Here is a 21,678-nt window from a genome sequence, read left to right as displayed (position 1 = left end):
TAACAGGTTTAACCGGTTCCACAGGTGGGGTAACAGGTTTAGTTGGTTCCACAGGTGGAATAACAGGCTCAGGTGTTTTTACACGATTTAATAAAACCCAATTATTTCCTTCTTTGTCAAGATGATATCGGAAAGCACCAAGATCAATAAATTCTTTATCTTTTAATGAGAAGAGAGCTGTGCTTGGATTATTAATCTCCACGAGAGTAACACGTCCACCTTCTTCATTTGGTTCAGCGCCAGAATTTTGAACAGTGATGTTATGTTCACCTTCTGCTGTTCCATTAACAACAATGCGGTCTGCTCGCTGTTTAGCTATGTCTGTATTTAGAGTAAAGTGAGTATTTCCAGTTAGATTTTCATTAATAGTAAGTGTTGAAAAGTATTCTTTCTTCCCAATTGAAATTGTAACATTTTCAGATGAGAGATTTCTGATGCTTGAACTTGAAGGCATATTCCATTCAGTATTTCTTAAAGTAAAGTTTGCATTTGAGTTTGATACTTGACCAGAAAGTAAAGAATTATTTGCCGTAAAATCTGTTTTATAAGAAGATGAGTGTAAAGTATCAGAGATTACCGTAGTATTATTTAGCGTAAGATTTAAATAGCTATCCCCTGGGCTATAGCTTGACATGACAGAAATAAATGCTCTTTCTGCGGTAAGATTAGAGTCGTTAATCGTTACAGTATTATTTCCATATTGTATATGCCCCAAAACAAATCCATCATTTGTATCTTTTTGCTGAGCAGACACATTATTTAATTCTAAATTACCATCTTGAATGAAAATAAGACCACTGCCTTTTTCAGATGAAATATTAGTATTTTTAATAGTAACATTCGCATCTTTAAATGAGAGAATTGCATCTACAAATAATGAGTTTTTTCTTTATTTTGTTTATTGGTGATATTGGAGTTTTCAATATTTATTTTTCCTTTATCAACATCAAATAACCTTGACGCATTATTCAGATTAATTGAGCTATTACTAATAGTTGTATTTGAATTATCTAAATTAAATGCCAATAAACTGGTATCTTTAGGTAATGAATTTTTAAACTGGCTATCAGAAATAGTAATTGTAGAGGCATTAGAATAGATAATTCGAGCATCATTCTGAGCATCAAATGATGTATTTACAATAGTTATATTTGAATCATAAAAATTGGCTAATACAGTATTTACATAAAATGAACTTTCGACAGGAGTACCTTTATGATTAATTAGATTACTATTTGACAAATTTAATGTGGAGTTTGCGATGTCTAAAACACTAAAGTTATTACTTGTAGGAGTAGTGTGGTTTAAAGTGGAATTGTTAATTGTAATATTTGAATTGTTTTTTGCTCTTAATATTGTATTTGTGCCAAAACCAGTGTTTTTATCAGAGGATAATGTAATTTTATTACCATCAAGAAATAATTCAGAATTGTTTAGATATAACTGATGATATGAAAATGAAAAATAACGATCATTTTCTCCCGCATTAGCATCAATAGTTGAGTTTAAAATACTCCCTTTACTATTTTCTAACTCAAAAATATTGCTGCTCGTATTTTTCTCACTTTTATTTAATTCATAATTACACTGAGAAATGTTTAACGTTCCATTTTCAATGGCATTAGGAGAGCCTTCCTTAATAAGATTCTGATTATTACATTGGTACGCATAACTTGTTGATGAATATGAGCCAAAGACACCTGCTATGAATAGAGCTGTATAAACAGATGAGAATTTAGTTAAGTTCATAGATTTCATTTCTTTCTCCAAAACAATATTAAATTAGCGATTTTATTTTATAATTATTTCACAAAAATATCTGTGATATTGATCAATAAAGCAAAGAAAATGCAGCAATCTCGCTATTTTATTACGACTAACAACAATACAAAATAGCTTTAATAAGGACTAAATTCGGTCATGGCTGAATTTAGTCCTTTTGTTTAAACCGGCAAAATCAAACTTAATGGTTTTTGTTTGATTATCTGCCAGACGCATTTAGCAATGCTTCTCCAGCTATCAACTTCAGCACCGAGAGAACGTAATGCTAAAGAGAGTGTAAGGGAGAAGCTTACAGCTAAATTGACAACACCAATAAGCAACACAAAGCAGAGGCTTTGTAAAAAGAGGCTAAATGGTAATTCTCCGCTTATCGTTGCATAACCGACATTGGCTGATGAAAAGGCAATATGGCGGATATCTAGTGGTAAATTCAGTAAATAACCAACAACACTTGTTAGTCCTAGTAACATACCAAAACCGAGGTTTCCCATAATTGAACCGAAGTTTTGGTGCATATATTCTGCTATGCGTAAGCGGTAATTTTCAGGTAATATTTTGCGTAATAATGGATGATTTTGTAATCGTGTACGCGTATTTAAATAATTTGCTCGGTTGTCAAAATAGCCTGAAATAAGTCCTGAACAGAATAACCATACCCCGGCAATAGCTGCAAACCAAAGGGTTCCACCAAACGGATCAATACTATGAAGTTGGTAATTGATTTGTTCGGTTGTCAATAACGGGACTTGGAAGTAGGCTTGATAACCTAGTGCGATCAGTGAAGCTACTGTTATTGCTACAAACACATTTCCAATTACCGCAATACTTTGGGAACGAAATACATCAACCAATAATTGGGCTAGTTTCATATTAACTGCTCTACCTTGAGGATTTTTCCCAACAAAATCAGCAAAACGGGCAGCCGTCATTGCTGGTTGCTTTGTCGCAACGGTAAAGTGCAGCATAAAAATAAGGGTAAAACCAATACCGTAATTTAAACCTTCAGCAATACCTTTCCAGACTTTATCTTCTATGATTTCGCCTAAATAAATTTTGAAAAGTGCCATTAAAGCAATCAGTACGCCAGCTCCTGCGGCAGAATAAAACATTGCCCAGTATTCGCTTTTAGAGCGTGTAATATAATGCTCACCATGATCACTTGTATTTTGTGTAATGCTTTTTGCCAGCATACTAACACTTTGTTTCCAAAGCTTCGATACACTATGTTGATCAGCCGAAGCAATTGCCAGATTTCCCGTGAGTAAAAGTATTCTTCGAGGTAAGAACCGATTAGAAGCAAAAACTTCCATTAACATAGCGAGGCGATTGAGTGTTTGTTCTAAACGCTCCAATAAATAAGCGACATTGAGTGAAGAGCCCATTGCTGCCCCTTTCTTTTTTAAGCGCTCAATCAATTCTTTACTTTGTATAAACATGACTTGTAGATGCGCTTCATCAAAAGGTTGATTTTGTCGGCGTGCTTCTATCCATAAGCTAACTTCACGCTGTAAGGCAACAAAAGGGCTATCAACATCAATCAGACTTGGGTCAAGTCGCATGAGTTCAGGCTCCATTTCTTCTGCTGCAATCCAAATCGCAAGCATTTTAATGGCAAATAAACCTTCGGCACGCAAGTGATGATTAACCCATTCACGCTCTTGCTCTGTTGCATAGCGACTTAATAATTTAAGTAAATTGCCCCAATAATGTAATGGAATATTATTTAACCAATTTGAGTCATTTTTGTCGTTAAAGAGAAGAAAGAAAATATCACGCAAATCTTTCACATCTCGTACAGCAGGATTGAGCTTTTCGTATAAACGTGTACGGAATTCTCGTCCAAACCCATCACGACTTAAAATCCCATTGCTGATCAAAAGGGGATATAAACGTGTATTACATAACCAGCGACATAATTGTGATGAAAGCTGCTGGGTAAGCGCTTTATTCTGTTTTAAGGTTTTAATTAAAAAATAGAGTTGTTCTGTACGTTGATTGTTATGCCTTACCCAATAACAAAAGCCGTTAAGAAGAGCAAAAATATCATTTTGTGTGAGTTTTTCTTCGATAAATGTGAGGATTTCGTGTTGTGATAATGTTCTTTCTTTTGTCAAAATATCTTGTCCTTATTTTTTGTCATTATAAAAAGCAAAAACGATAGAAATACGTTAAATATCCCTATCGTTTGGTGCTATTCTAGCATTTTTTGCGCATTTTGTGAAATTGTCTAGAAAAACATCATCTTCTAACACCCTATTGGCTATGAATTTAGTATAAAATAAGCGAGGCTTTAGTAAGATAATATTGAATATGAACTATAAAAATCCTTATTCTGTACTCGTTGTCATTTATGCGAAAAATACAGGGCGTGTGTTGATGCTTCAACGAAATGATGATCCATGTTTTTGGCAATCAGTAACAGGATCAATTGAAGTTGGAGAGGAACCTTATCACACGGCATTACGAGAAGTGCTAGAAGAGACAGGAATTGATATTATTGCGCAAAATTTATCCCTTCATGATTGTAATCATTGTGTGAAGTTTGAGATTTTTCCACAATTTCGCTATAAATATGCCCCTGAAATTACGTATAATACGGAACATTGGTTTTTATTAGGGGTTCCTGATGAGATCGAGCCCGTATTGACGGAGCATTTAGCATATCAATGGCTTTCGGTAAGTGAGGCGGTGACATTAACGAAGTCGCCGAATAATGCCGAGGCGATTGCAAAATATTTGGCGGAATAGACCGCTTGATCGTTCGTAGGGGCGGGGTTTATCCCCGCCCGCGAGATAAAAATATTTTTCGGGCGGGGATAAACCCCGCCCCTACAAATTTAATCAACATCAAATTTTAAGAAGGAAACAAGAGAATGGCAGGTCATAGTAAGTGGGCTAACATTAAACACCGCAAAGCAGCACAAGATGCGCAACGTGGTAAAATTTTTACAAAATTAATTCGTGAATTAGTGACAGCAGCAAAATTAGGTGGTGGCGACGTTGGTTCTAACCCTCGTTTACGTGCAGCTGTAGATAAAGCGCTATCAAATAATATGACGCGTGATACGATCAACCGAGCGATCGATCGCGGTGTGGGTGGTGGCGATGACACCAATATGGAAACCAAAATTTATGAAGGTTATGGCCCAGGCGGTACAGCAGTGATGGTTGAGTGTTTAAGTGATAACGCAAACCGTACGATTTCACAAGTTCGTCCAAGCTTTACCAAATGTGGTGGTAACTTAGGTACTGAAGGTTCAGTGGGTTATTTATTTAGCAAAAAAGGTTTAATTTTAATCGCAAGTGCAGACGAAGATGCATTGACTGAAGCGGCAATTGAAGCGGGTGCTGATGATATCCAACCACAAGAAGATGGTTCATTTGAAATCTATACTGCTTGGGAAGATTTAGGTGCTGTGCGTGATGGTATTGAAGCGGCTGGCTTTAAAATTGAAAACGCAGAAGTAACAATGATCCCATCAACCACTGTTCAACTTGATGCAGAAACTGCACCAAAATTATTGGATCTAATTAATCGCCTTGAAGATTGTGATGACGTTCAAAACGTGTATCACAACGGCGAAATTAGTGACGAAGTGGCTGCATTACTTTAAGAGTGAAATGCTTAATAATCCCTCAATGTGAAAGCATTGAGGGATTTTTTTGAACTTTTCATGATTAAAAATTTCTAAGAGTGTAAATTTCTTCACTTTAACAGAAAGGAAACACAATGAAATTCATTAAATTACTTCCAACATTAGGTGCAATTGCAGTATTATCGGCATGTTCAACGGCTTCAGATATCGCTTCTTCAACAGTAAATGCGGTAGGAAATGTAGGCAGTGCGGTTGTTGATGGTGCGAAAGCAGCAGGTGGTGCTGTTGTAGATGGCGCAAAAACAGCCGGTGGTGCAGTAGTTGATGGAGCTAAAGCTGCAGGTAATGTTGTTGCTGATGGTGCAACGGCTACCAAAGATTTATTAACCGGCTCAAAAACCGTTTCTTATACTTGTGATGCAAGTGGTAAAACTAACCAACCGGTTGTTGCTGTTTATACCTTCAGTAATGGCGAGCCATCAACTGCAACAGTCACAATTAATAAGAAAGTTGTCGGCACAGATTTAAAAGTCGATAGTGCTTATAAAGATGGCGTGAAATTTGTCTCAGGTACAAAAGTATGGAGCTTAGATACGGGTTTCAATTCAAAAACAGCTGAAACAACGGTACCGGTTATGTTTACTTCAAACAACCAAATCTTAGCTAAAAACTGTGCGGTTGCAAAATAGTTTGATTCTTTAACAGGATTTAATATAAAGTGGGTTTGTAAAACGAATCCACTTTTTTATTTTTTGGAACAGCGCATGGCGATTATTTTAGGTATTGACCCAGGTTCTCGTATTACCGGCTATGGGGTCATTCGGCAAACAGGAAAGCATTTAGAATATTTGGGGAGCGGGGCAATTCGGACATCGGTTGATGATTTGCCGACTCGCTTAAAGCGAATTTATGCAGGCGTTACGGAAATTATTACGCAATTTCAGCCCGATATGTTCGCGATCGAACAAGTTTTTATGGCAAAAAATGCTGATTCAGCACTTAAATTAGGACAAGCGCGTGGTACAGCGATTGTCGCAGCGGTAAATCACGACTTACCCGTATTTGAATATGCGGCACGTTTAGTTAAGCAAACAGTCGTAGGGATCGGTTCAGCGGATAAAGTTCAAGTGCAAGATATGGTAACTCGTATTCTACAACTTTCAGCAAAACCACAGGCGGATGCCGCAGATGCACTCGCCATTGCGATTACACACGCACACTCAATTCAACATTCTTTAACTGTTGCAAAACAAAGTAAGCAAGCCGTATCGAGTGAAAAAGAACAGATCTTAGCTTTGATGAAAACTCGTTACAGTCGAGGGCGTTTTAGATTAAAGGGGTAGGTATGCAAACAAAACAATTTTTTGTCTTTGGTAGAGTACAAGGTGTTGGCTTTCGCTTCTTCACTTTGCAAGAAGCTAAGCAAATCGGTGTAACAGGTTATGTAAGAAATCGAGAAGATGGCAGCGTTGCTGTGGTTGCGCAAGGGAGTGAAGCACAGATACAGCAACTTCGCATTTGGTTATCAAAAGGACCTCGTACATCTCAAGTAGAACGTGTAATTGAACAGAACTACCAGACGAATGAACGCTTCGAGCAATTCATTATAAAAGCATAGTAGCAATCATTTTGCTTACTATGCCCTTTCTCATTAACGGTATTTATCTAAAAAGCGATAATAAGGAATACCTATTTTTAATGCTGCTCGTTTGACCCATTTTCCGCCATATAATTTAGGCACTTTCAGGCTTTCAAAAATTGCCAAACGTTCATCATTACCTTCAATAGCTTCACTAATTATACGACCGGCTAGTCCGGTTAAAGCAACGCCGTGTCCAGAAAAACCTTGCGCAAAATACACATTAGGTCTTACTCGCCCAAAATGGGGGGTAGAGTTCATCGTCATATCAATTGGACCAGCCCAACCATAGTCAATTTTTGTCTCCTCTAATTGAGGGAAAACCGCCAACATTTCTGAACGCATTTTTGCTATCATATCTACATTGGTGCTTGAGTCGCTCCCGAATAATAGGCGGTTATCTGCGGATAAGCGGTAATAATCAAGTAGCAAGTTGTTATCGCAAACAGACATACCATTATTGATTAAACTGTCCGCCAGTTTTTGTTCTAGCGGCTCTGTCGCAATAATAAAACTCTCTACCGGTAAAATTGTTTTTTCAATTCCAAATGTTATTTTTTTCGATAAATTATCAATATAAGCATTTGTTGCTAAAACAATGTTTTCACAATGAATGGTAAAATCTCCGGAAAAAACAACCGCTTGCGTATGACTTTTGACTTGAATATCGGTTGCAGGAGAGTGTTCATAAATTTGCACACCGAGATCGGTACAAGCTCTCGCTAGCCCTAAGCAATAATTCAATGGGTGTAGATGCCCCGAATTACTGTCAAACAATCCACCGACATAAATATCACTTCCTAAATGCTGCTTTAATTGATTTTTATCCCAAAGCTGCATTTTTTGATAACCGAAATGCTCTCGGCTAGCTTGCTCCATTGCAATCAGATCGTCCATTCGGCGCTCGTTTAATGCTAAAGTCGCATAACCTTTCTTCCAATCACACTGGATAGCATATTTTTGGATACGCTCGTCAATAATATCAATCGCCTCGAGCGACATATCCCAAAGTTTACGCGCTTTGTCAAACCCAACTTGCTTAATATATTCATCAATTCCCTCCTCAAAGCCGTTGATCGCCTGTCCACCAGAACGTCCTGAAGCCCCAAAGCCCACTCTTGCCCCTTCAAGCACAATCACTTTTTTGCCCTTTTCAGCTAACTCTAATGCCGTAGAAAGCCCTAAAAAGCCAGCGCCAATTACACAAACATCAGCTGTTTGATTAGAAGAAATAGAAGGAAATTGAAGTTGTTGGTTTCGAGAATCGAGATAATAAGAACGATAATGTTCTTGATAAGCAAATTTAAGCATAAATTGTCATCAATAAAGTAAAACCTGATCCGTAACCGGAATACGATTATTTTTATTTTGATGAATTACGAAAAAGATTTGAATTAAATATAGAAAAGTAAAATGGCGCACCCGAGAGGATTCGAACCTCTGACCGCTCGGTTCGTAGCCGAGTACTCTATCCAGCTGAGCTACGGGTGCGTATTGAAAAGAAACGGTGCTATTTAATTTATCTGCAACCATTTAACGTTGATAGAAAAACAATTAAATGGCGCACCCGAGAGGATTCGAACCTCTGACCGCTCGGTTCGTAGCCGAGTACTCTATCCAGCTGAGCTACGGGTGCGTGATAAAGTAAATGGCGGTGAGAGAGGGATTCGAACCCTCGATGGAGCTTTTTAACCCCATACTCCCTTAGCAGGGGAGCGCCTTCAGCCTGCTCGGCCATCTCACCACTCACTGTGTCTGTGCGGCGTATATTACTAGAATAAAAAAATATGTCAAACGCTTTTTCTTAAAAACCTAAAAAAATCAGCCATTTGACTAGATTACAAGCAGAACGCCCAATTTTTGCCTTTTTTAGGAATAAATAACAACGATTTCATAGGGTTATTCTTTATTTGAGAAAATAATCACGGCTTGAGATAAACCGTGATTTGCAATTTTCAAATAAAAATCAACCGCTTGTATTCGAAATTTGATTTAGAGGATTTAGGCTAGTTGCCTCAACGCCTCTTCAACATCTGTAAATAAAATACTTTCTTGCTCCAGTCGCACTTTAGAGTGATGCTGCAAATAAGAATAAACAGCCTGTTCTTCCTCCGTTAAGTGGGGTAAGATCGCATTACTTGGTTTGCTCTCTTCACGCTAAAAAATGCGATACTTTTCTAAGATAGCTAATGTCATTAACACTGATTTTACCTTTGGAAAATCCGCACGAAGTTGATTTAAAATTGCAAAGCCGTGAGTATCAATATCGCCCCAATAGTAAAGTTGGCGTGTTTTAAGCCAATTGGCTTGGCACAATGCAGAAAAACCATAACCAGCCCCCCAAATCGCAAGAGCATTTTTCATTGAGGGAAAGCTTAGATAGTTAATTTCATTTTCAACAATAAAAACTGTTGATACATTTAGATCGAGCTGAGCAAAACTCGTTGCATCTAAACTAATATCCGCCTTACTTAAGCCGGCAAAAGTAAGATTGCTATCTAATAAGCGAAAGCGGATAAATTCAGGTTTATCTAAAAAACCATAACGAGCATTAAATTGGTTAGCTCCCGTTTTATCTGCTTGGATTTCTCCCTCAGGTAAAATCAAATCAAACCACTCTGCCAGTACACCACGATGAGTTTCAATAAATTTGCTATGCACGCCTTGTAATGAAACTTGGCGCAAATAACAATTCGGCTGAGAATGTGTTTTGCGCCACGCCAAAACAGCGAGTAGTTTTTGCCAATCTTCAGCTAGCTCAAGGGCTTTAAGCGGTCGTTTTTCCAACCAATTTTGCAAACGGGGATCAACATTCAAAGCTTGTTCAGTCAGTTGTTGAAATTGCTTAAATTCTTTCTGCTTACGCAAAATGTCCAGCATATTTTCAAGCGTATCAACCCAGATTGATGTTGGCAATTTTTGCTCGCCTTGAATACGGTGATTAACTGTTTGCCATTCCACACGATAATGAGACAAGGTAGACAGCAAAGTCGCCCACTGTTTTACCGCTTGAAATTCATTGGTAATATCGTTACTCGTTGGCCTTTTCAATGTAAGCTTTAACGGGAAAAGCGGTTTATTTTGCAGAAAATTTTGCAAAAATTCGCCCTTTTCCCAACGTTTTTGTAACTGGCTTTTTAGATCTGCCTCCGTTGTCCATTTCATTGCTGTTGCTCCCGTTGATGGTATTCATCAATAGTCAAATTCAATAATCTAGACTCTTTGCCGCCAAGATTTTCAACCCAACCTACACTATTTACGTAAGGTTCGATAACCTTCACCTTTTGTAACGGTGTAACAATCAACAGCTGTAAATTCATTTTGCGGAACAATTCCAAGCCATATTGTGCTGACTCATCTGAACCACGTCCAAAAGCTTCATCAATCATCACAAACCGGAAAGTTCGTGCATTTTGTGAGCCAATACCGAACTGATAAGCGATACTTGCCGCTAAAATTGTATAAGCAAGTTTTTCTTTTTGTCCGCCCGATTTACCATCAGAGTCTGAATAACGGTCAAACTCACTATCATCTTCACGCCAACGCACTGCCGCATTAAACAAGAACCAGTTACGCACATCGGTTACTTTTGCCGTCCAACGTTTATCCAATTCCGTGCTGCCCTCACGCCCTTTAAAGCGGTCAATAATGGCTTTAACTTGTAAGAATTTAGCTTCAGAATACTGACTATCTTCCGACCCCGTTAATGCGCCTTCCGTACAAGCTCGCAGCTCCTGTTGGAACTGACGAATTTCTGCATCTAGACTGGTTTCTGGCTCCAATTTGATATAACGATTTGGATTGTAGTCAATCTCAAACAGTGATTGGTTGATCTGCTCAATACGATCTTTGATAGTCTCACGTTCACGATTTAACTGCGCATTTAAATTGGCGATTTCATTAATGGTATTGACATTAAGCAACTCTTTAAAACGTGCTTCGAAGCGAGGCAAATCATCATCATTCAGCTTTTTCAATAACTTTTCATACTCAAAGCAAGCTTCAATGTTAGCATCAAATTCCACCGTCTCACTTGGGTATTGATGTTTAAAATCTTGCATTGCCGCAATTAAGCGATCATTGAGCGTTTTGGCTTGGCGATCTTTGCGATCAATTTCTGCTTGAAACAGCTCCCGCAACTGACGTTCCTGCCCATCACAGCTTTCAACATATAAGCGCTGCCCCTCCAGTTTTTCTGCTCGTTGTTGCTCTAAGGCTTGGAATACTTCTGTATCTACCGGATTTTCTGCTAGCTCTTTTTTCAACTCAGCTTGTGTTTTCTCACTATGCTTAATTTTTTCTTCTAGCGTACCCTGCGCTTTTACGGCTTCGGCAATTTCCGCCAACTTCGCATTTAACACAAGCAGGCTTTCGTCTAACTTGCTTTGTAGCTGTTGCAACACATCTGAAGCTGCTTTCAATTCATCGTATTCTGCTTGCAACATTTGCAAAGATTTAACGGCACTTTGCCAATCAATATCGTTAAATGACTGGAAAAATTTTAACTGCGTTGCTGCCTCTTTTTTCTCCACACAGGCTGTTTTCTCTTCTTCCAATTTTGCACCAGTTTGACGAAGTTCGCTGATTTTCGTATTTAATTGTGCCAATTTCGCTTCGAACGCTTGCAATTTTTCCTTATTTGACCAACCAAGAATATAGCGGCTACGATCTTCTAAATGATGGCGATCATCTTTTTCGTGTCGGCCACTTTTATCCTTAATCTGCCCCGTTTGTGTAATCGCTTTTGCCTCTTTACGGAAATGATCCAGATCTGTACAACAAATATGATCAAAACGATGAAATAATTCGTTTTCCAACCAATCTGCATAAGGCGTGTCGGGCTTGATAGCAAGCTTTGCCGCTAAACTACCCACTACAAAAGGTGCTTGCTCACGCACTTTTCCAACTCGGAAATAGACCAAACGCCCTTTTAAGTGATTGTTATTCACCCATTCACTCACTTTGACATAATCTTTTTCCGCCACCAACATTGATAGGCCAAAATTATGCAAAAGGCGTTCTGCTGCACCTTGCCACGTTTTCTCGCTTTCTTGAACCTGGAGAAGTTCTCCAACAAATGGTAAATTTTCTTCACTTAAATTCAGTGCTGCACAAATACGCTCACGAATGGTAATTTGCTGCGAAGGAATATTACTCTTACGCTGTTTCAGGCTCTGAATTTCCTGCCCGATAGCGCTGGTTTCATTATTAAGCTGATGTAACTCAACAGCGATTTCTGTCAGTTGATTTTGTAATTCTGTTTCACGCTGTTGCCACTCGGCCAATTTCTCGCCCACAGTGTACTGCTGTATTGCAAACTCATCTTCATTTTCTGCTGGCTGTTCATCTAACTTCAGCAATAAACTACGGTAATCATTCGCCCGTTTTTTCAGTGTATTTGCTTTAAGTTGAGCTTCTTTAATTTGTAAACCTAGAGCTTCTAAGCGGTTACCACCATTTTCTCGAATATGCTGCTTGAGCTGTTCGATATGTACTTCTTGTTGCGATTTTTCATTGTTTAGCAACGCCACTTTTGCTTGGTTTTTGACTAAATCTGCTTGTAGATCTGCCAAACGCCTTGCCAATAAATCCAATTTCAAGCCTGAAAAATAGCTATGCAAACTCTCACGACATCGGCGAATATAGGCGATTTCCGCTGTTAAAGCGGTGTATTTTTGACTGTTTTCTGCAAGAGGGGTGAGTAATGTTACTTGCTTTTTAGCGGTTTCTACTGCCTGATGAGAACGATTTAAATCATCAAAATGCGTAATTAAATGAGCGATACGATTAGGCGTTTCTTCAAAAGGTTCTAGCATATGCGAACGGACAAAATCCGTTAAATTACCCACCGATTTCATAGAAACAGTTTGATGAAATAGCTCTAAAGCCTGTTCGTTTTGAATACCAAAACGGCGTTTAAACCAAGCCGCATAAGGTGGATATGTATCAAAATACTCAATCTCTTTTCCCTTCAATTTTTTACGGAGCGCCGTAAAATCTGAACCAAAATTGGCAAAATCAACTTGAATCGAGAGTTTTTTTTCTGCGACAACGTATAATCTTATTGGCTGATTTTGATTTTCTTTTATCGCAAAAACTTGAGCAATGGAAACCGTTTTCCCATTTGCTTCATTTTCAAATATTCCCAAAATCACGCTATATTGGCTTGCATCACGTAGCGCTACAGGCTTCGATGTGCCGGTTTCTACATTTCGTTCAGATTTATAAAAACCTAATACGTAAGAACGTAAGCTCCGCTCTTTCGCCTCTGCGCCCGCTGCTTTGTTATACGCAATTTTATGTGCAGGGATTAACAAAGTAGTAATCGCATCAACTACCGTTGATTTCCCCGAGCCAATATCGCCGGTAAGTAAACTGTTTTTCCCGTTCAAATTCAGCGACCAAATTTTCTTATCAAAAGTCCCCCAGTTGAAAATCTCAAGGCGAGAAAGGCGAAAGCCGGACTGCTGAAGATCATTTGAAAAATCTAACTCAAATACATCCATTATTTTTCTCCTCTACTTTCTAAGCAAGCTGTCAGCCAGTTATCAAAATTGGCTAGCCAATCAGCCTCAATAAAGGCTTTAATGATACGCTGTACTTCAAAATGAGGCTGATTTTGCGTGTTTTTTAATTTACGTAGAAAACCAAGCTCCACCACTTTATTGGCTAGGGTTTCGATTTGATCTTTTTGTTTTGCCTCATTACTTTGTGCCGGCAAAAAAGTTTGCATTAATTCTGTTAATTCATCGAGGCTTAATACCAAACGGGTTGCACCGCCTTGTGAGTCAAATTCCACAAGCTGTTTACGCAACAGCGCAAGCATTAAACTGACATGAAAAGAAAGCTGACGGCGTGTGATTAATTTAGGTATTTCTACGCTCTCATCTTCACTCGCTTTCGGTTTTAAAAAAGCATAACCTTCCGCTTCATCTAGCCAAAGGTCGAGATAAAGTGTGGCAAAGTAATCACGGATTTGTGCCTGTTTCTCGATAAGCTCCACCCATAAAGTTTCATTCTCATCCCGATAAAAAATGCCTTTGGTAAGTTGGATTAAAGTTGCAGAATAAGTATGCGACATAACGTGTCCTCCCGCTATTTACTGAAAATAACTCTCGGCAGTTGTGCTGAACGTATCTGTTCTCCACTGCACCAGTGAATTTCATCTTGTATGTTTTCATCAATGACCAACCTAACACCTTGCTCTTGCCCAAGTTGTAAATAGGCTAATAGCTCCGCCAATCCTTGTTCAAGCGGCGTATTTTCAATGATTTTTTGCAAAGTGATTTGAGTTTGATGTTGCAAAGCTTGACGTACATTGCGGACTAATTTAGCCTTATCGATAACAATTTGATTAAAAAGTGCACTAGGATCAATATCCGTCTCATCAGCAAGCTCAGGCTGTGCGGAGAGTTTGGTTTTTATCGTTGGACTGTAAAGTGGACGTTCTAGTGGTAATTCAATGGAAAATTTAAAATCATCTAATTCCATTGCTGTTTCTTTTATTGGCTCATTTTTTAGCGCAATGGCTTTTTTACTGATGCTTTTCAGAATATCCATAATCCTGCGATTTTCTAACCACGCACGATTATCTAAAAAATAACGTAATTGCTGTGACAGCCCTGCGATAGTACGCTGCGTATGTTCCCCAGCTTCAAGCCAATCATAATGAATTCGGCGCTGGCGACTGTCTGGATTTAGAGACCGAACCGCCTCCAACTCCATTACTCGATCAAGTAATGTCGAAAATTCTTGTTGGCGTTGATTGGAAAGCAAAAAATCAAAGAACGCACGAAAACTCTTACCTTGATCCGAGTCCGCAATAGCATCACACTCCCCCATAATTTCTGTCAGTAATTCACCTTTTGAACCTTCCCACAGGGTAATTTTCTCGCGCACACTTCGATCAAGCTCACGAAAATTATGTTCTACTTCTCGGAAGTCCGATAGCAACTCTCTAGCGCCTTGTGTAAATTGCAGGAAGCGATCTTTCAATGCCGTATCATCTAATAAGTTCAGATCACCTTGCTCAATACGAGCAATTTCAGCTTCAATTTCTTGGCGCTGTTTGTGAAGTTCCGCAATACGTTTTTGCGGATCAGTTTCCGTGCGATCATTCATTTGCTTGAGTAGATCAAAAAGCGTCAATAAGCGAGACTCCGTCCCAACAAATTGACGCTCTGTTAATGTAACCAGCCAGCCTATGGCTTTCTCTACTGCCGGAGACAAATCAAACTGCACTTCATCCGTTCCTTCCTTATAAAACTTCCGCAACCAACGTTTGTCTTTATCCGCCCAATCATTCAGATAATCTAAGGCAGATTTTGGATAAGATTTCTCACCAAATTGCTCACGCAATTGGAATAATTCATCATCTAATTTTTCGATTAAATCGTGAGAAGAAAGGGTACGAAGGTTAGGTAAAATAAAGGTTTTATAGAGAAAAGAGATAATAAAAACGGCGTGTTCGGCACATAACAACCGCCAAGCGGGGTGATTTGCCCGTAACAAAGAAAGTGTATGGAAGTCCATAATCATTCCTCATATCATTCACTGATAGTGGTCTAATTATCGAACAATCCCCCCGGCTAAGCAAGAAAAAGCAAAAAAACAATAAGCCAAATGCTTAATAAAAAAGCGGTCGAATTATTGAGAAATTTTGCAAATCTTTCTCAAAATTCAACCGCTTATAAGGAATTAAAAACTTATTTTTCTACTTTTAAACGATAGCGTTTATCCATCATACAGAGCAATCCGCCTAGTGCCATTGCTAAGCCGCCTAGCCAAATCCAACGGATAAAAGGTTTATAATATAAACGCAATCCCCACGAACCGTCATCTAAACGTTCGCCTAATGCAGCATATAAATCTCGAGTAAAGCCCCAATCGATGGCAGCTTCGGTCATTCCCATTTTACTGACATTATAAAAACGCTTTTCAGCATTTAAAGTTGCTTCATATTGCCCTTGTTTGGTAATCTCGATTTCAGCCGTGCCACCTTGATAATTTGCACCATCTGTAATTTTGATGCCTTTAAACGTGAAATGGTAATCCAAAATCTGAACCAGATCGCCTTCACGCATTCTAACGTCTTTCTCAATACTGAAGTTTTGGCTCATCGCAATACCGAATACTGTCATTGCTACGCCTAAATGGGCTAATGTCATTCCCCAATGGGAACGAGAGAGCTTAAACATCCCCGTAAAAAATGGCTGACGATGTGTTGCTCGTTGATGAATTTCATAACAACTAAGTAGCACAATAATCGCTGCCATCATCGTACCTAATACAGAGGTTACCGTAATACGATCGCCGATGAGATAAGGCAGAACAAAACCTAACCCTATCATAACGAATGATGAAACCAAAACAGGTTTACGAATTGCCGAGATTTGATCGCGGCGCCATTTTACAAGCGGTCCAATGCCTAGTAAAAACGCAAAAGGCACCATTAAGATCACAAACATTTGGTCAAAAAAAGGCGCGCCAATTGAGATTGTACCTAATCCAATTTGTTTGTGAATTAACGGTAAAATTGTCCCTAAAAATACCACTGATAAAAATGCCATCAATAAGATGTTATTCAGCAATAAAATCGTTTCTCGAGAGTAGCGTTCATAATTATCTAGGCTTTTGATTAAAGAACCTTTAAAGGCATACAATAATAATGAGCCGCCAATCACTAATACTAAATAGGCTAAAATGTATAAGCCGCGAGTAGGGTCAGAAGCAAATGCGTGTACTGAAACTAAAATACCTGAACGTACCAAGAATGTGCCTAGCAAGCAGAGTGAGAAGGCTAAAATTGCTAATAATACTGTCCAAGCTTTAAAAGTACTGCGTTTTTCTGTTACGGCTAAAGAGTGAATTAATGCGGTTCCTGCAATCCACGGCATTAACGAGGCATTTTCAACCGGATCCCAAAACCACCAGCCTCCCCAACCTAGTTCGTAGTATGCCCACCAAGAGCCTAGCACGATGCCTAATGTGAGGAATACCCATGCCGCCATTGTCCAAGGGCGAGACCATCTTGCCCAAGCGGTATCTAAACGCCCTGTCATCAATGAAGCGATTGCAAAAGCAAATGCCACAGAAAATCCTACATAGCCCATATACAATAGCGGTGGATGGAAAATCAATCCCACATCTTGCAACATCGGATTTAATTCTCGTCCATCCGCAGGGAAATCCGGGAATGTTCGGCTAAAGGGGTTAGAGCTAAACAGAATAAAGACAAGAAAGCCGATACTAATCAGCCCCATTACGCTTAATACCCTTGCCACCGCTTCTTCAGGCATTTTTTTCGTGAAAGAAGCCACACCGATGGCCCACAATGAGAGTAACCAAATCCAAAGTAAGAGAGAGCCTTCGTGCGATCCCCAAACTGCCGATAAGCGATACTGTAAAGGCAATGTTGAATTGGAATTATTCACAACATATTGAACGCTAAAATCATTTACCGCAAATAGGTAAAATAAAGCACCAAACGAGAGCGTTAATGCAAGGAACATTGCCCACGTAAGCGGTCGCCCTAATGCCATGAGTGTCGCATTGTTCTTTTCAGCGCCCCATAAAGGCAAAGTAGCTAAAAAGATTGAAATGCCTAACGCAAGTGCCAAGCCATAATTGCCTAATTCCGCAATCATTTATTCCCCCCTTCTAGGGTATTCAGTAATTTTTTTACCTCTTTATCACGGTTAGATTCGCCTTTTAACTCTTGCTCAGAAATGCCCATTTCACCGTGTTGTTGCTTCATTTTATCGCCTAACTCCGGTGGCATATAGTTTTCATCGTGTTTTGCCAACACTTCGGTTGCTTTTAAGCGTGTTGGTTCAATTAACACCCCTTGAGCAACAATACCTTGCCCTTCACGGAATAAATCTGGCAAAATGCCTTCATATTCCACCGTAATGGAAGGTCCGATATCATTCACGTCAAATTCAACTTTAAGGGTTTTATCATCACGTTTAACCGTGCCTTCGACTACCATACCACCGACACGGATACGTTGTCCAACTTCTGGTTTTTGTGATGGATCGTCATTTTTGCCCTTTACGATTTCTGAAGGGGTATAAAATAAGTCAATGTTTTGACTTAATGCATAAAGTGTAAGCCCTGTTGCTACGGCAATACCTAATACCACAGAAAGCACTACTTTTAGTCGAGACTTACGTCTTGGATTCATCGTTACTCTCCTATCAAGTAAACTGAAAATACCTGTTATCAAACTATAAATTTGTGAAAGCTACAGCTCTTACAAAAAATTTTCGTAGGGGCTAATTATATTAGCCCCATTTTCCAATAGATTTTTAGGGCAAATGTAATTTGCCCCTACAAATTATTTCGTGTATTCAGAACGTTGGTTAAGTTGCTTTTCTCGGCTGAGTTCTTTCTTAATTTGTTGAAAAATTTGTTTTTGTTCACGTTGCGACTGCCAAATCAACCACGCCATAGCAACAAAAGAAACACCGTAAGATAACCACACATAAAAGCCATAATTGCCCATTGCTAAAAAGGCAGAGAAAGATTCAAATTGGAATTCTAATTGCATAATAGTTCCTTAAACGGTTGCTCTCACTAATTCTTTTACCCAAGGGCGTTTACGTTCATCTTGTAATAAAGCGATACGATAACGCCAAATACTAAACCAAGCCGTAAACACGAGGCTCCCCATAATCGCTAATAACAGCGGAATAAGCATTTCTGTTGCCATTGAAGGTTTATCTAATTTGGTAATTGTAGCCCCTTGGTGTAAGGTATTCCACCATTCAACAGAGAAGTGAATAATAGGTAAATTGATCACACCAACAACCGCTAATACACCAGAAGCTTTTGCACCTGTTTGTTTATCCTGAAAGGCAGAATAAAGCGCCATAACACCGATATACAAAAAGAAAAGCACCAAAGCAGAGGTTAAACGTGCATCCCAAACCCACCAAGTACCCCACATTGGTTTTCCCCAAATTGCACCTGTTGCTAAAGATATAAATGCAAAAACTAAACCTATTGGCGCCATTGAAATCATCGCTAGGTTAGCTTGTCTAATCTGCCAAACTAATGCAATAAGTGCGGATAATGCCATTGAACCATAAATCCCCATCGACCAAATTGCAGCAGGTACGTGGATAAAAATAATGCGATAGCTATCCCCCTGCTGATAATCTTTGGGAGCAAATGCCAATCCCCAAATGAATGCAGCAGCTAATAATAGAAAACTTAGCCAACCCAATGCTGGTTGAATTTTTCCCAGTAATCGATACTGTGTTTCTGGTTTTGCGTAAGGATGTAGAAACTTCCACATAACCCATTCTCCAAATAAGTAAAAAATAAAATAAAAATAACCGCTTGTAAGCTACTGCACACTAATGCGTAATGCACCTGCAATCGCAAATGGGGAAAATGTTAAGGTAATCGCTAAAATTGCCCCGATAATTGCAATTTGCCCACTATAATTCATATTTAATGTAGCAGCCTCAAGTACGGCTGCAGCAAAAATCAATACAGGCAAGAAAAGAGGTAAAATCAGTAAACTTAGTAATGTTCCACCTTTACGTAATCCAACCGTCAAAGCTACACCTATTGCGCCTAAACAGCTTAAAATCGGTGTACCTAACAATAAGGTTAAAACCAACGCCCACCAAACGTGTGTCTCTAAAGAAAGCAATATAGCCGCAACGGGAGAAAGCAGAATAAGAGGTAGCCCTGTCAGCAACCAGTGTGCAATTACTTTTGCAAGAGCGACTTGGGGTAATCCGATAGGCAACAACATTAGTTGTTCTAAAGAGCCATCGGCATAATCATCACGAAATAGTCGCTCAAAAGAAAGCAAAGCAGATAGCAAGGCTGCAACCCAAGCAATACCGGGCGCAATTTTGCCAAGCAATTCCGGATTCGGCCCCATAAGTAAAGGAAACAATGTAATCACCATTAGAAAAAACCAAAGTGGGTTTAAAATTTCTGCCGGTTTACGAAAAGCTATCGTTATTTCTCTACGGATGATGTGCAATAAAATCATAGTTTAAATTGATCTAATGAAATAGTTTTAACTTTTTGACTTTCGGTTGCTTGATGGCTGGTAAAAATAATCATACCGCCTTGCTCACAATGCTTTTCAAACAAGTGAATGAGGTCTAAAACACCCTTCTTATCAATTGCAGTAAAAGGCTCATCTAAAACCCAAAGCTTTTGCTGTGTAAGCCATAATTTCGCTAAAGCAACTCGCCGTTGCTGCCCTGCTGATAGATGAGAGCAAGGTAAATCTTCTCGACCAATCAATGAAACCCTTTCTAAAGCTTCCCAAAGTAATTCATCGTTTAAAGGTAAGTTTTGCAATTTTTGATAAAAACGCAAATTCTCCCACGGTGTTAATTCGGATTTTATTCCGGGATAGTGCCCTAAATAAAAAAGGATTTGATTATACTCTTCTCGACATTTTTGAATTTTTGTTCCGTTCCAAAGCACATCGCCTTCTACAGGTAATGATAACCCTGTTAAGATACGTAATAGACTGGTTTTGCCTATACCGTTATGCCCTTCTATTTGAACCAAATCGCCTTCGCTCACATTAAAAGAACAAGCTTCAAATAAACGTGTATCGCCCTTTTCACAAGCAACACGTTCAATAGAAAGTTGGTTAAATGAATTCATAAATTTATCGTAATGTAAGAAAGAGATAAAAGTTTACCATAACCCTATTCGTTATCGTATAAAAAGCATTACTCATTTAGGGGTATGTAGAGGTATTTATGTTAGAAATTTTGATAGGAATCAAACTGTTATAGCCCCAACACTTCTTTTACAAAGGGAACTGTAAGATTACGCTGAGCTTGTAACGAAGCTCGATCTAAACGCTCTAACTCCGTCAAAAGAACTTGCAAATCACTTCCTAAACGTTTCAACAAAAAGGCAGCAACTTCATCAGGTAAATCAATACCTTTTTGATATGCACTCGTTTTCAGAATTTTTTGCTTTTGTTCATCATTTAAGTGATTTAAATGGTACACCTCCCCCCAAATTAGGCGAGAGCGTAAATCTGGTAGCTTAATTTTTAACTCGTGAGGGGGACAATCAGCGCTAATTAGTAACAATGTTTTATGTCCATTGCCAAACAGGCTTTGCTGCTCCCGAATTTGATTAAATAAATCGAAAATAGCAACTTCCCATTCCTCATTTCCTGCAATAGCTTGAATATCATCTAAACAAATGACATCTAATTGAGCCGCATTATCTAATACCATCGGGGAAAAGTAGTGAGACTTACTCAGAGGAATATAACTTGATGAGCGTTGATTTTGTAGATAATAATTGCTTACTGCTTTTAATAGATGACTTTTCCCGCAACTTTTTCCTCCCCAAATGTAAAAAAATGGCTGATGTACATCTGAAAAATTCTGCTGCAAAGAATCCAATAATATTGGACTATTTTCTGCATAAAAGTTATCAAATGTCTCGTCATCAACTTGATAAATAGGAAGTAATAATTGCAAGGCGATCCTTAAAAGCAAATAAAATAATTTTTTTAAGAATAACGGAATTTTTTATATTTGAGAAGGGAAATATAGAAAAAACTGAACACGAAAGTCCAAAAACAGCCTTAATACAGAATATCAAAAAATCAAAAACCCCGAGCCTACCTCTAAGCTCAGGGTTCCTTTCAATTCA

19 protein-coding genes, 3 tRNA genes and 1 pseudogene are annotated in these 21,678 nt (G+C 38.7%); 5 read left to right on the top strand and 18 right to left on the bottom strand.

Going from position 1 to position 21,678, the window contains the following annotated elements; genetic code table 11:
* The 3 genes from AM305_RS09160 to AM305_RS09150 all read right to left on the bottom strand — a co-directional run.
* Positions 1–754, bottom strand: a 754-nt coding sequence (locus tag AM305_RS09160) for a pertactin-like passenger domain-containing protein (protein WP_005825245.1), incomplete at its 3' end; no start/stop codon positions are given.
* A 113-nt stretch (positions 755–867) separates the two neighbouring features.
* Positions 868–1,749 (bottom strand): hypothetical protein, encoded by an 882-nt coding sequence (locus AM305_RS09155; RefSeq protein ID WP_150084943.1) that lies wholly within the window; start codon positions 1,747–1,749, stop codon positions 868–870.
* A gap of 194 nt (positions 1,750–1,943) precedes the next feature.
* On the bottom strand, positions 1,944–3,896 hold the full coding sequence (locus AM305_RS09150) for a site-specific recombinase (protein WP_005825241.1): 1,953 nt from the start codon (positions 3,894–3,896) through the stop codon (positions 1,944–1,946).
* Positions 3,897–4,092: 196 nt separating this feature from the next.
* Here AM305_RS09150 and nudB point away from each other — a divergent pair, with 196 nt between their 5' ends.
* The 5 genes from nudB (at position 4,093) to AM305_RS09125 (ending at position 6,996) form a co-directional block, all read left to right on the top strand.
* A complete protein-coding gene (gene nudB, locus AM305_RS09145) occupies positions 4,093–4,530 on the top strand; it encodes a dihydroneopterin triphosphate diphosphatase (protein WP_005825239.1) in 438 nt (145 codons plus the stop codon).
* A gap of 125 nt (positions 4,531–4,655) precedes the next feature.
* Entirely contained in the window at positions 4,656–5,396 is a 741-nt protein-coding gene (locus AM305_RS09140; RefSeq protein WP_005825237.1) for a YebC/PmpR family DNA-binding transcriptional regulator, read from the top strand.
* A 116-nt stretch (positions 5,397–5,512) separates the two neighbouring features.
* Entirely contained in the window at positions 5,513–6,067 is a 555-nt protein-coding gene (locus AM305_RS09135) for a hypothetical protein (RefSeq protein ID WP_005825235.1), read from the top strand.
* A gap of 75 nt (positions 6,068–6,142) precedes the next feature.
* Positions 6,143–6,721: a crossover junction endodeoxyribonuclease RuvC gene (gene ruvC / locus AM305_RS09130; protein ID WP_005819769.1), complete on the top strand. Its 579-nt coding sequence runs from the start codon at positions 6,143–6,145 to the stop codon at positions 6,719–6,721.
* Positions 6,722–6,723: 2 nt separating this feature from the next.
* The gene (locus AM305_RS09125; RefSeq protein WP_005825233.1) at positions 6,724–6,996 is read left to right on the top strand and encodes an acylphosphatase; all 273 of its coding nucleotides are present in this window, start codon (positions 6,724–6,726) and stop codon (positions 6,994–6,996) included.
* A 33-nt stretch (positions 6,997–7,029) separates the two neighbouring features.
* Here AM305_RS09125 and AM305_RS09120 read toward each other — a convergent pair whose 3' ends face one another.
* The 15 genes and pseudogenes from AM305_RS09120 to hda form a co-directional block, all read right to left on the bottom strand.
* On the bottom strand, positions 7,030–8,328 hold the full coding sequence (locus AM305_RS09120; protein ID WP_005825231.1) for an NAD(P)/FAD-dependent oxidoreductase: 1,299 nt from the start codon (positions 8,326–8,328) through the stop codon (positions 7,030–7,032).
* Positions 8,329–8,431: 103 nt separating this feature from the next.
* A tRNA-Arg gene (locus AM305_RS09115) sits at positions 8,432–8,508 on the bottom strand.
* Positions 8,509–8,576: 68 nt separating this feature from the next.
* Positions 8,577–8,653: transfer RNA gene (locus tag AM305_RS09110), tRNA-Arg, on the bottom strand.
* A gap of 13 nt (positions 8,654–8,666) precedes the next feature.
* A tRNA-Ser gene (locus tag AM305_RS09105) sits at positions 8,667–8,761 on the bottom strand.
* Positions 8,762–9,018: 257 nt separating this feature from the next.
* Positions 9,019–10,182: pseudogene (locus AM305_RS09100) on the bottom strand (DUF3322 domain-containing protein).
* Positions 10,179–13,523 (bottom strand): ATP-binding protein, encoded by a 3,345-nt coding sequence (locus tag AM305_RS09095; protein WP_005825227.1) that lies wholly within the window; start codon positions 13,521–13,523, stop codon positions 10,179–10,181. The pseudogene AM305_RS09100 and the gene AM305_RS09095 overlap by 4 nt, the downstream one beginning before the upstream one ends.
* The gene (locus tag AM305_RS09090; RefSeq protein WP_005825225.1) at positions 13,523–14,098 is read right to left on the bottom strand and encodes a DUF4194 domain-containing protein; all 576 of its coding nucleotides are present in this window, start codon (positions 14,096–14,098) and stop codon (positions 13,523–13,525) included. Before AM305_RS09090 ends, AM305_RS09095 begins: the two co-directional genes overlap by 1 nt.
* A gap of 14 nt (positions 14,099–14,112) precedes the next feature.
* Entirely contained in the window at positions 14,113–15,549 is a 1,437-nt protein-coding gene (locus tag AM305_RS09085; protein WP_005825223.1) for a DUF3375 domain-containing protein, read from the bottom strand.
* Between the two features lie 173 nt (positions 15,550–15,722).
* Positions 15,723–17,663, bottom strand: coding sequence for a heme lyase CcmF/NrfE family subunit (locus AM305_RS09080; RefSeq protein ID WP_005825222.1), 1,941 nt, complete (start codon positions 17,661–17,663; stop codon positions 15,723–15,725).
* Positions 17,660–18,202, bottom strand: a complete 543-nt coding sequence (ccmE, locus tag AM305_RS09075) for a cytochrome c maturation protein CcmE (RefSeq protein WP_005825220.1) — start codon at positions 18,200–18,202, stop codon at positions 17,660–17,662. The genes AM305_RS09080 and ccmE overlap by 4 nt, the downstream gene beginning before the upstream one ends.
* A 153-nt stretch (positions 18,203–18,355) precedes the next feature.
* On the bottom strand, positions 18,356–18,568 hold the full coding sequence (gene ccmD / locus AM305_RS09070) for a heme exporter protein CcmD (RefSeq protein WP_005825219.1): 213 nt from the start codon (positions 18,566–18,568) through the stop codon (positions 18,356–18,358).
* A gap of 9 nt (positions 18,569–18,577) precedes the next feature.
* Positions 18,578–19,318, bottom strand: coding sequence for a heme ABC transporter permease (locus AM305_RS09065; RefSeq protein ID WP_005825217.1), 741 nt, complete (start codon positions 19,316–19,318; stop codon positions 18,578–18,580).
* A gap of 51 nt (positions 19,319–19,369) precedes the next feature.
* A complete protein-coding gene (ccmB, locus tag AM305_RS09060; RefSeq protein ID WP_005825216.1) occupies positions 19,370–20,032 on the bottom strand; it encodes a heme exporter protein CcmB in 663 nt (220 codons plus the stop codon).
* Positions 20,029–20,664: a cytochrome c biogenesis heme-transporting ATPase CcmA gene (gene ccmA / locus AM305_RS09055; protein ID WP_005825214.1), complete on the bottom strand. Its 636-nt coding sequence runs from the start codon at positions 20,662–20,664 to the stop codon at positions 20,029–20,031. Before ccmA ends, ccmB begins: the two co-directional genes overlap by 4 nt.
* A gap of 128 nt (positions 20,665–20,792) precedes the next feature.
* Positions 20,793–21,503: a DnaA regulatory inactivator Hda gene (hda, locus tag AM305_RS09050; protein ID WP_005825213.1), complete on the bottom strand. Its 711-nt coding sequence runs from the start codon at positions 21,501–21,503 to the stop codon at positions 20,793–20,795.
* Positions 21,504–21,678: the final 175 nt, after the last annotated feature.

The organism is Actinobacillus minor NM305, assembly GCF_000175195.1.
Taxonomy (GTDB): Bacteria; Pseudomonadota; Gammaproteobacteria; order Enterobacterales; family Pasteurellaceae; genus Haemophilus_A; species Haemophilus_A minor.
The sequence above is the reverse complement of the archived record's forward strand: the minus strand, read 5'-3'. Positions and strand labels throughout refer to the sequence as shown.

Excerpts from the sequence above, each read along its gene's own strand:
- ccmB (WP_005825216.1), bottom strand. The coding sequence starts at position 20,032 with ATGATTTTATTGCACATCATCCGTAGAGAAATAACGATAGCTTTTCGT.
- nudB (WP_005825239.1), top strand. The coding sequence starts at position 4,093 with ATGAACTATAAAAATCCTTATTCTGTACTCGTTGTCATTTATGCGAAA.
- AM305_RS09135 (WP_005825235.1), top strand. The coding sequence starts at position 5,513 with ATGAAATTCATTAAATTACTTCCAACATTAGGTGCAATTGCAGTATTA.
- AM305_RS09125 (WP_005825233.1), top strand. The coding sequence starts at position 6,724 with ATGCAAACAAAACAATTTTTTGTCTTTGGTAGAGTACAAGGTGTTGGC.
- AM305_RS09085 (WP_005825223.1), bottom strand. The coding sequence starts at position 15,549 with ATGGACTTCCATACACTTTCTTTGTTACGGGCAAATCACCCCGCTTGG.
- ccmE (WP_005825220.1), bottom strand. The coding sequence starts at position 18,202 with ATGAATCCAAGACGTAAGTCTCGACTAAAAGTAGTGCTTTCTGTGGTA.
- AM305_RS09120 (WP_005825231.1), bottom strand. The coding sequence starts at position 8,328 with ATGCTTAAATTTGCTTATCAAGAACATTATCGTTCTTATTATCTCGAT.
- AM305_RS09140 (WP_005825237.1), top strand. The coding sequence starts at position 4,656 with ATGGCAGGTCATAGTAAGTGGGCTAACATTAAACACCGCAAAGCAGCA.
- ccmA (WP_005825214.1), bottom strand. The coding sequence starts at position 20,664 with ATGAATTCATTTAACCAACTTTCTATTGAACGTGTTGCTTGTGAAAAG.
- AM305_RS09080 (WP_005825222.1), bottom strand. The coding sequence starts at position 17,663 with ATGATTGCGGAATTAGGCAATTATGGCTTGGCACTTGCGTTAGGCATT.
- ccmD (WP_005825219.1), bottom strand. The coding sequence starts at position 18,568 with ATGCAATTAGAATTCCAATTTGAATCTTTCTCTGCCTTTTTAGCAATG.
- AM305_RS09155 (WP_150084943.1), bottom strand. The coding sequence starts at position 1,749 with ATGAACTTAACTAAATTCTCATCTGTTTATACAGCTCTATTCATAGCA.
- AM305_RS09065 (WP_005825217.1), bottom strand. The coding sequence starts at position 19,318 with ATGTGGAAGTTTCTACATCCTTACGCAAAACCAGAAACACAGTATCGA.
- AM305_RS09090 (WP_005825225.1), bottom strand. The coding sequence starts at position 14,098 with ATGTCGCATACTTATTCTGCAACTTTAATCCAACTTACCAAAGGCATT.
- ruvC (WP_005819769.1), top strand. The coding sequence starts at position 6,143 with ATGGCGATTATTTTAGGTATTGACCCAGGTTCTCGTATTACCGGCTAT.
- AM305_RS09095 (WP_005825227.1), bottom strand. The coding sequence starts at position 13,523 with ATGGATGTATTTGAGTTAGATTTTTCAAATGATCTTCAGCAGTCCGGC.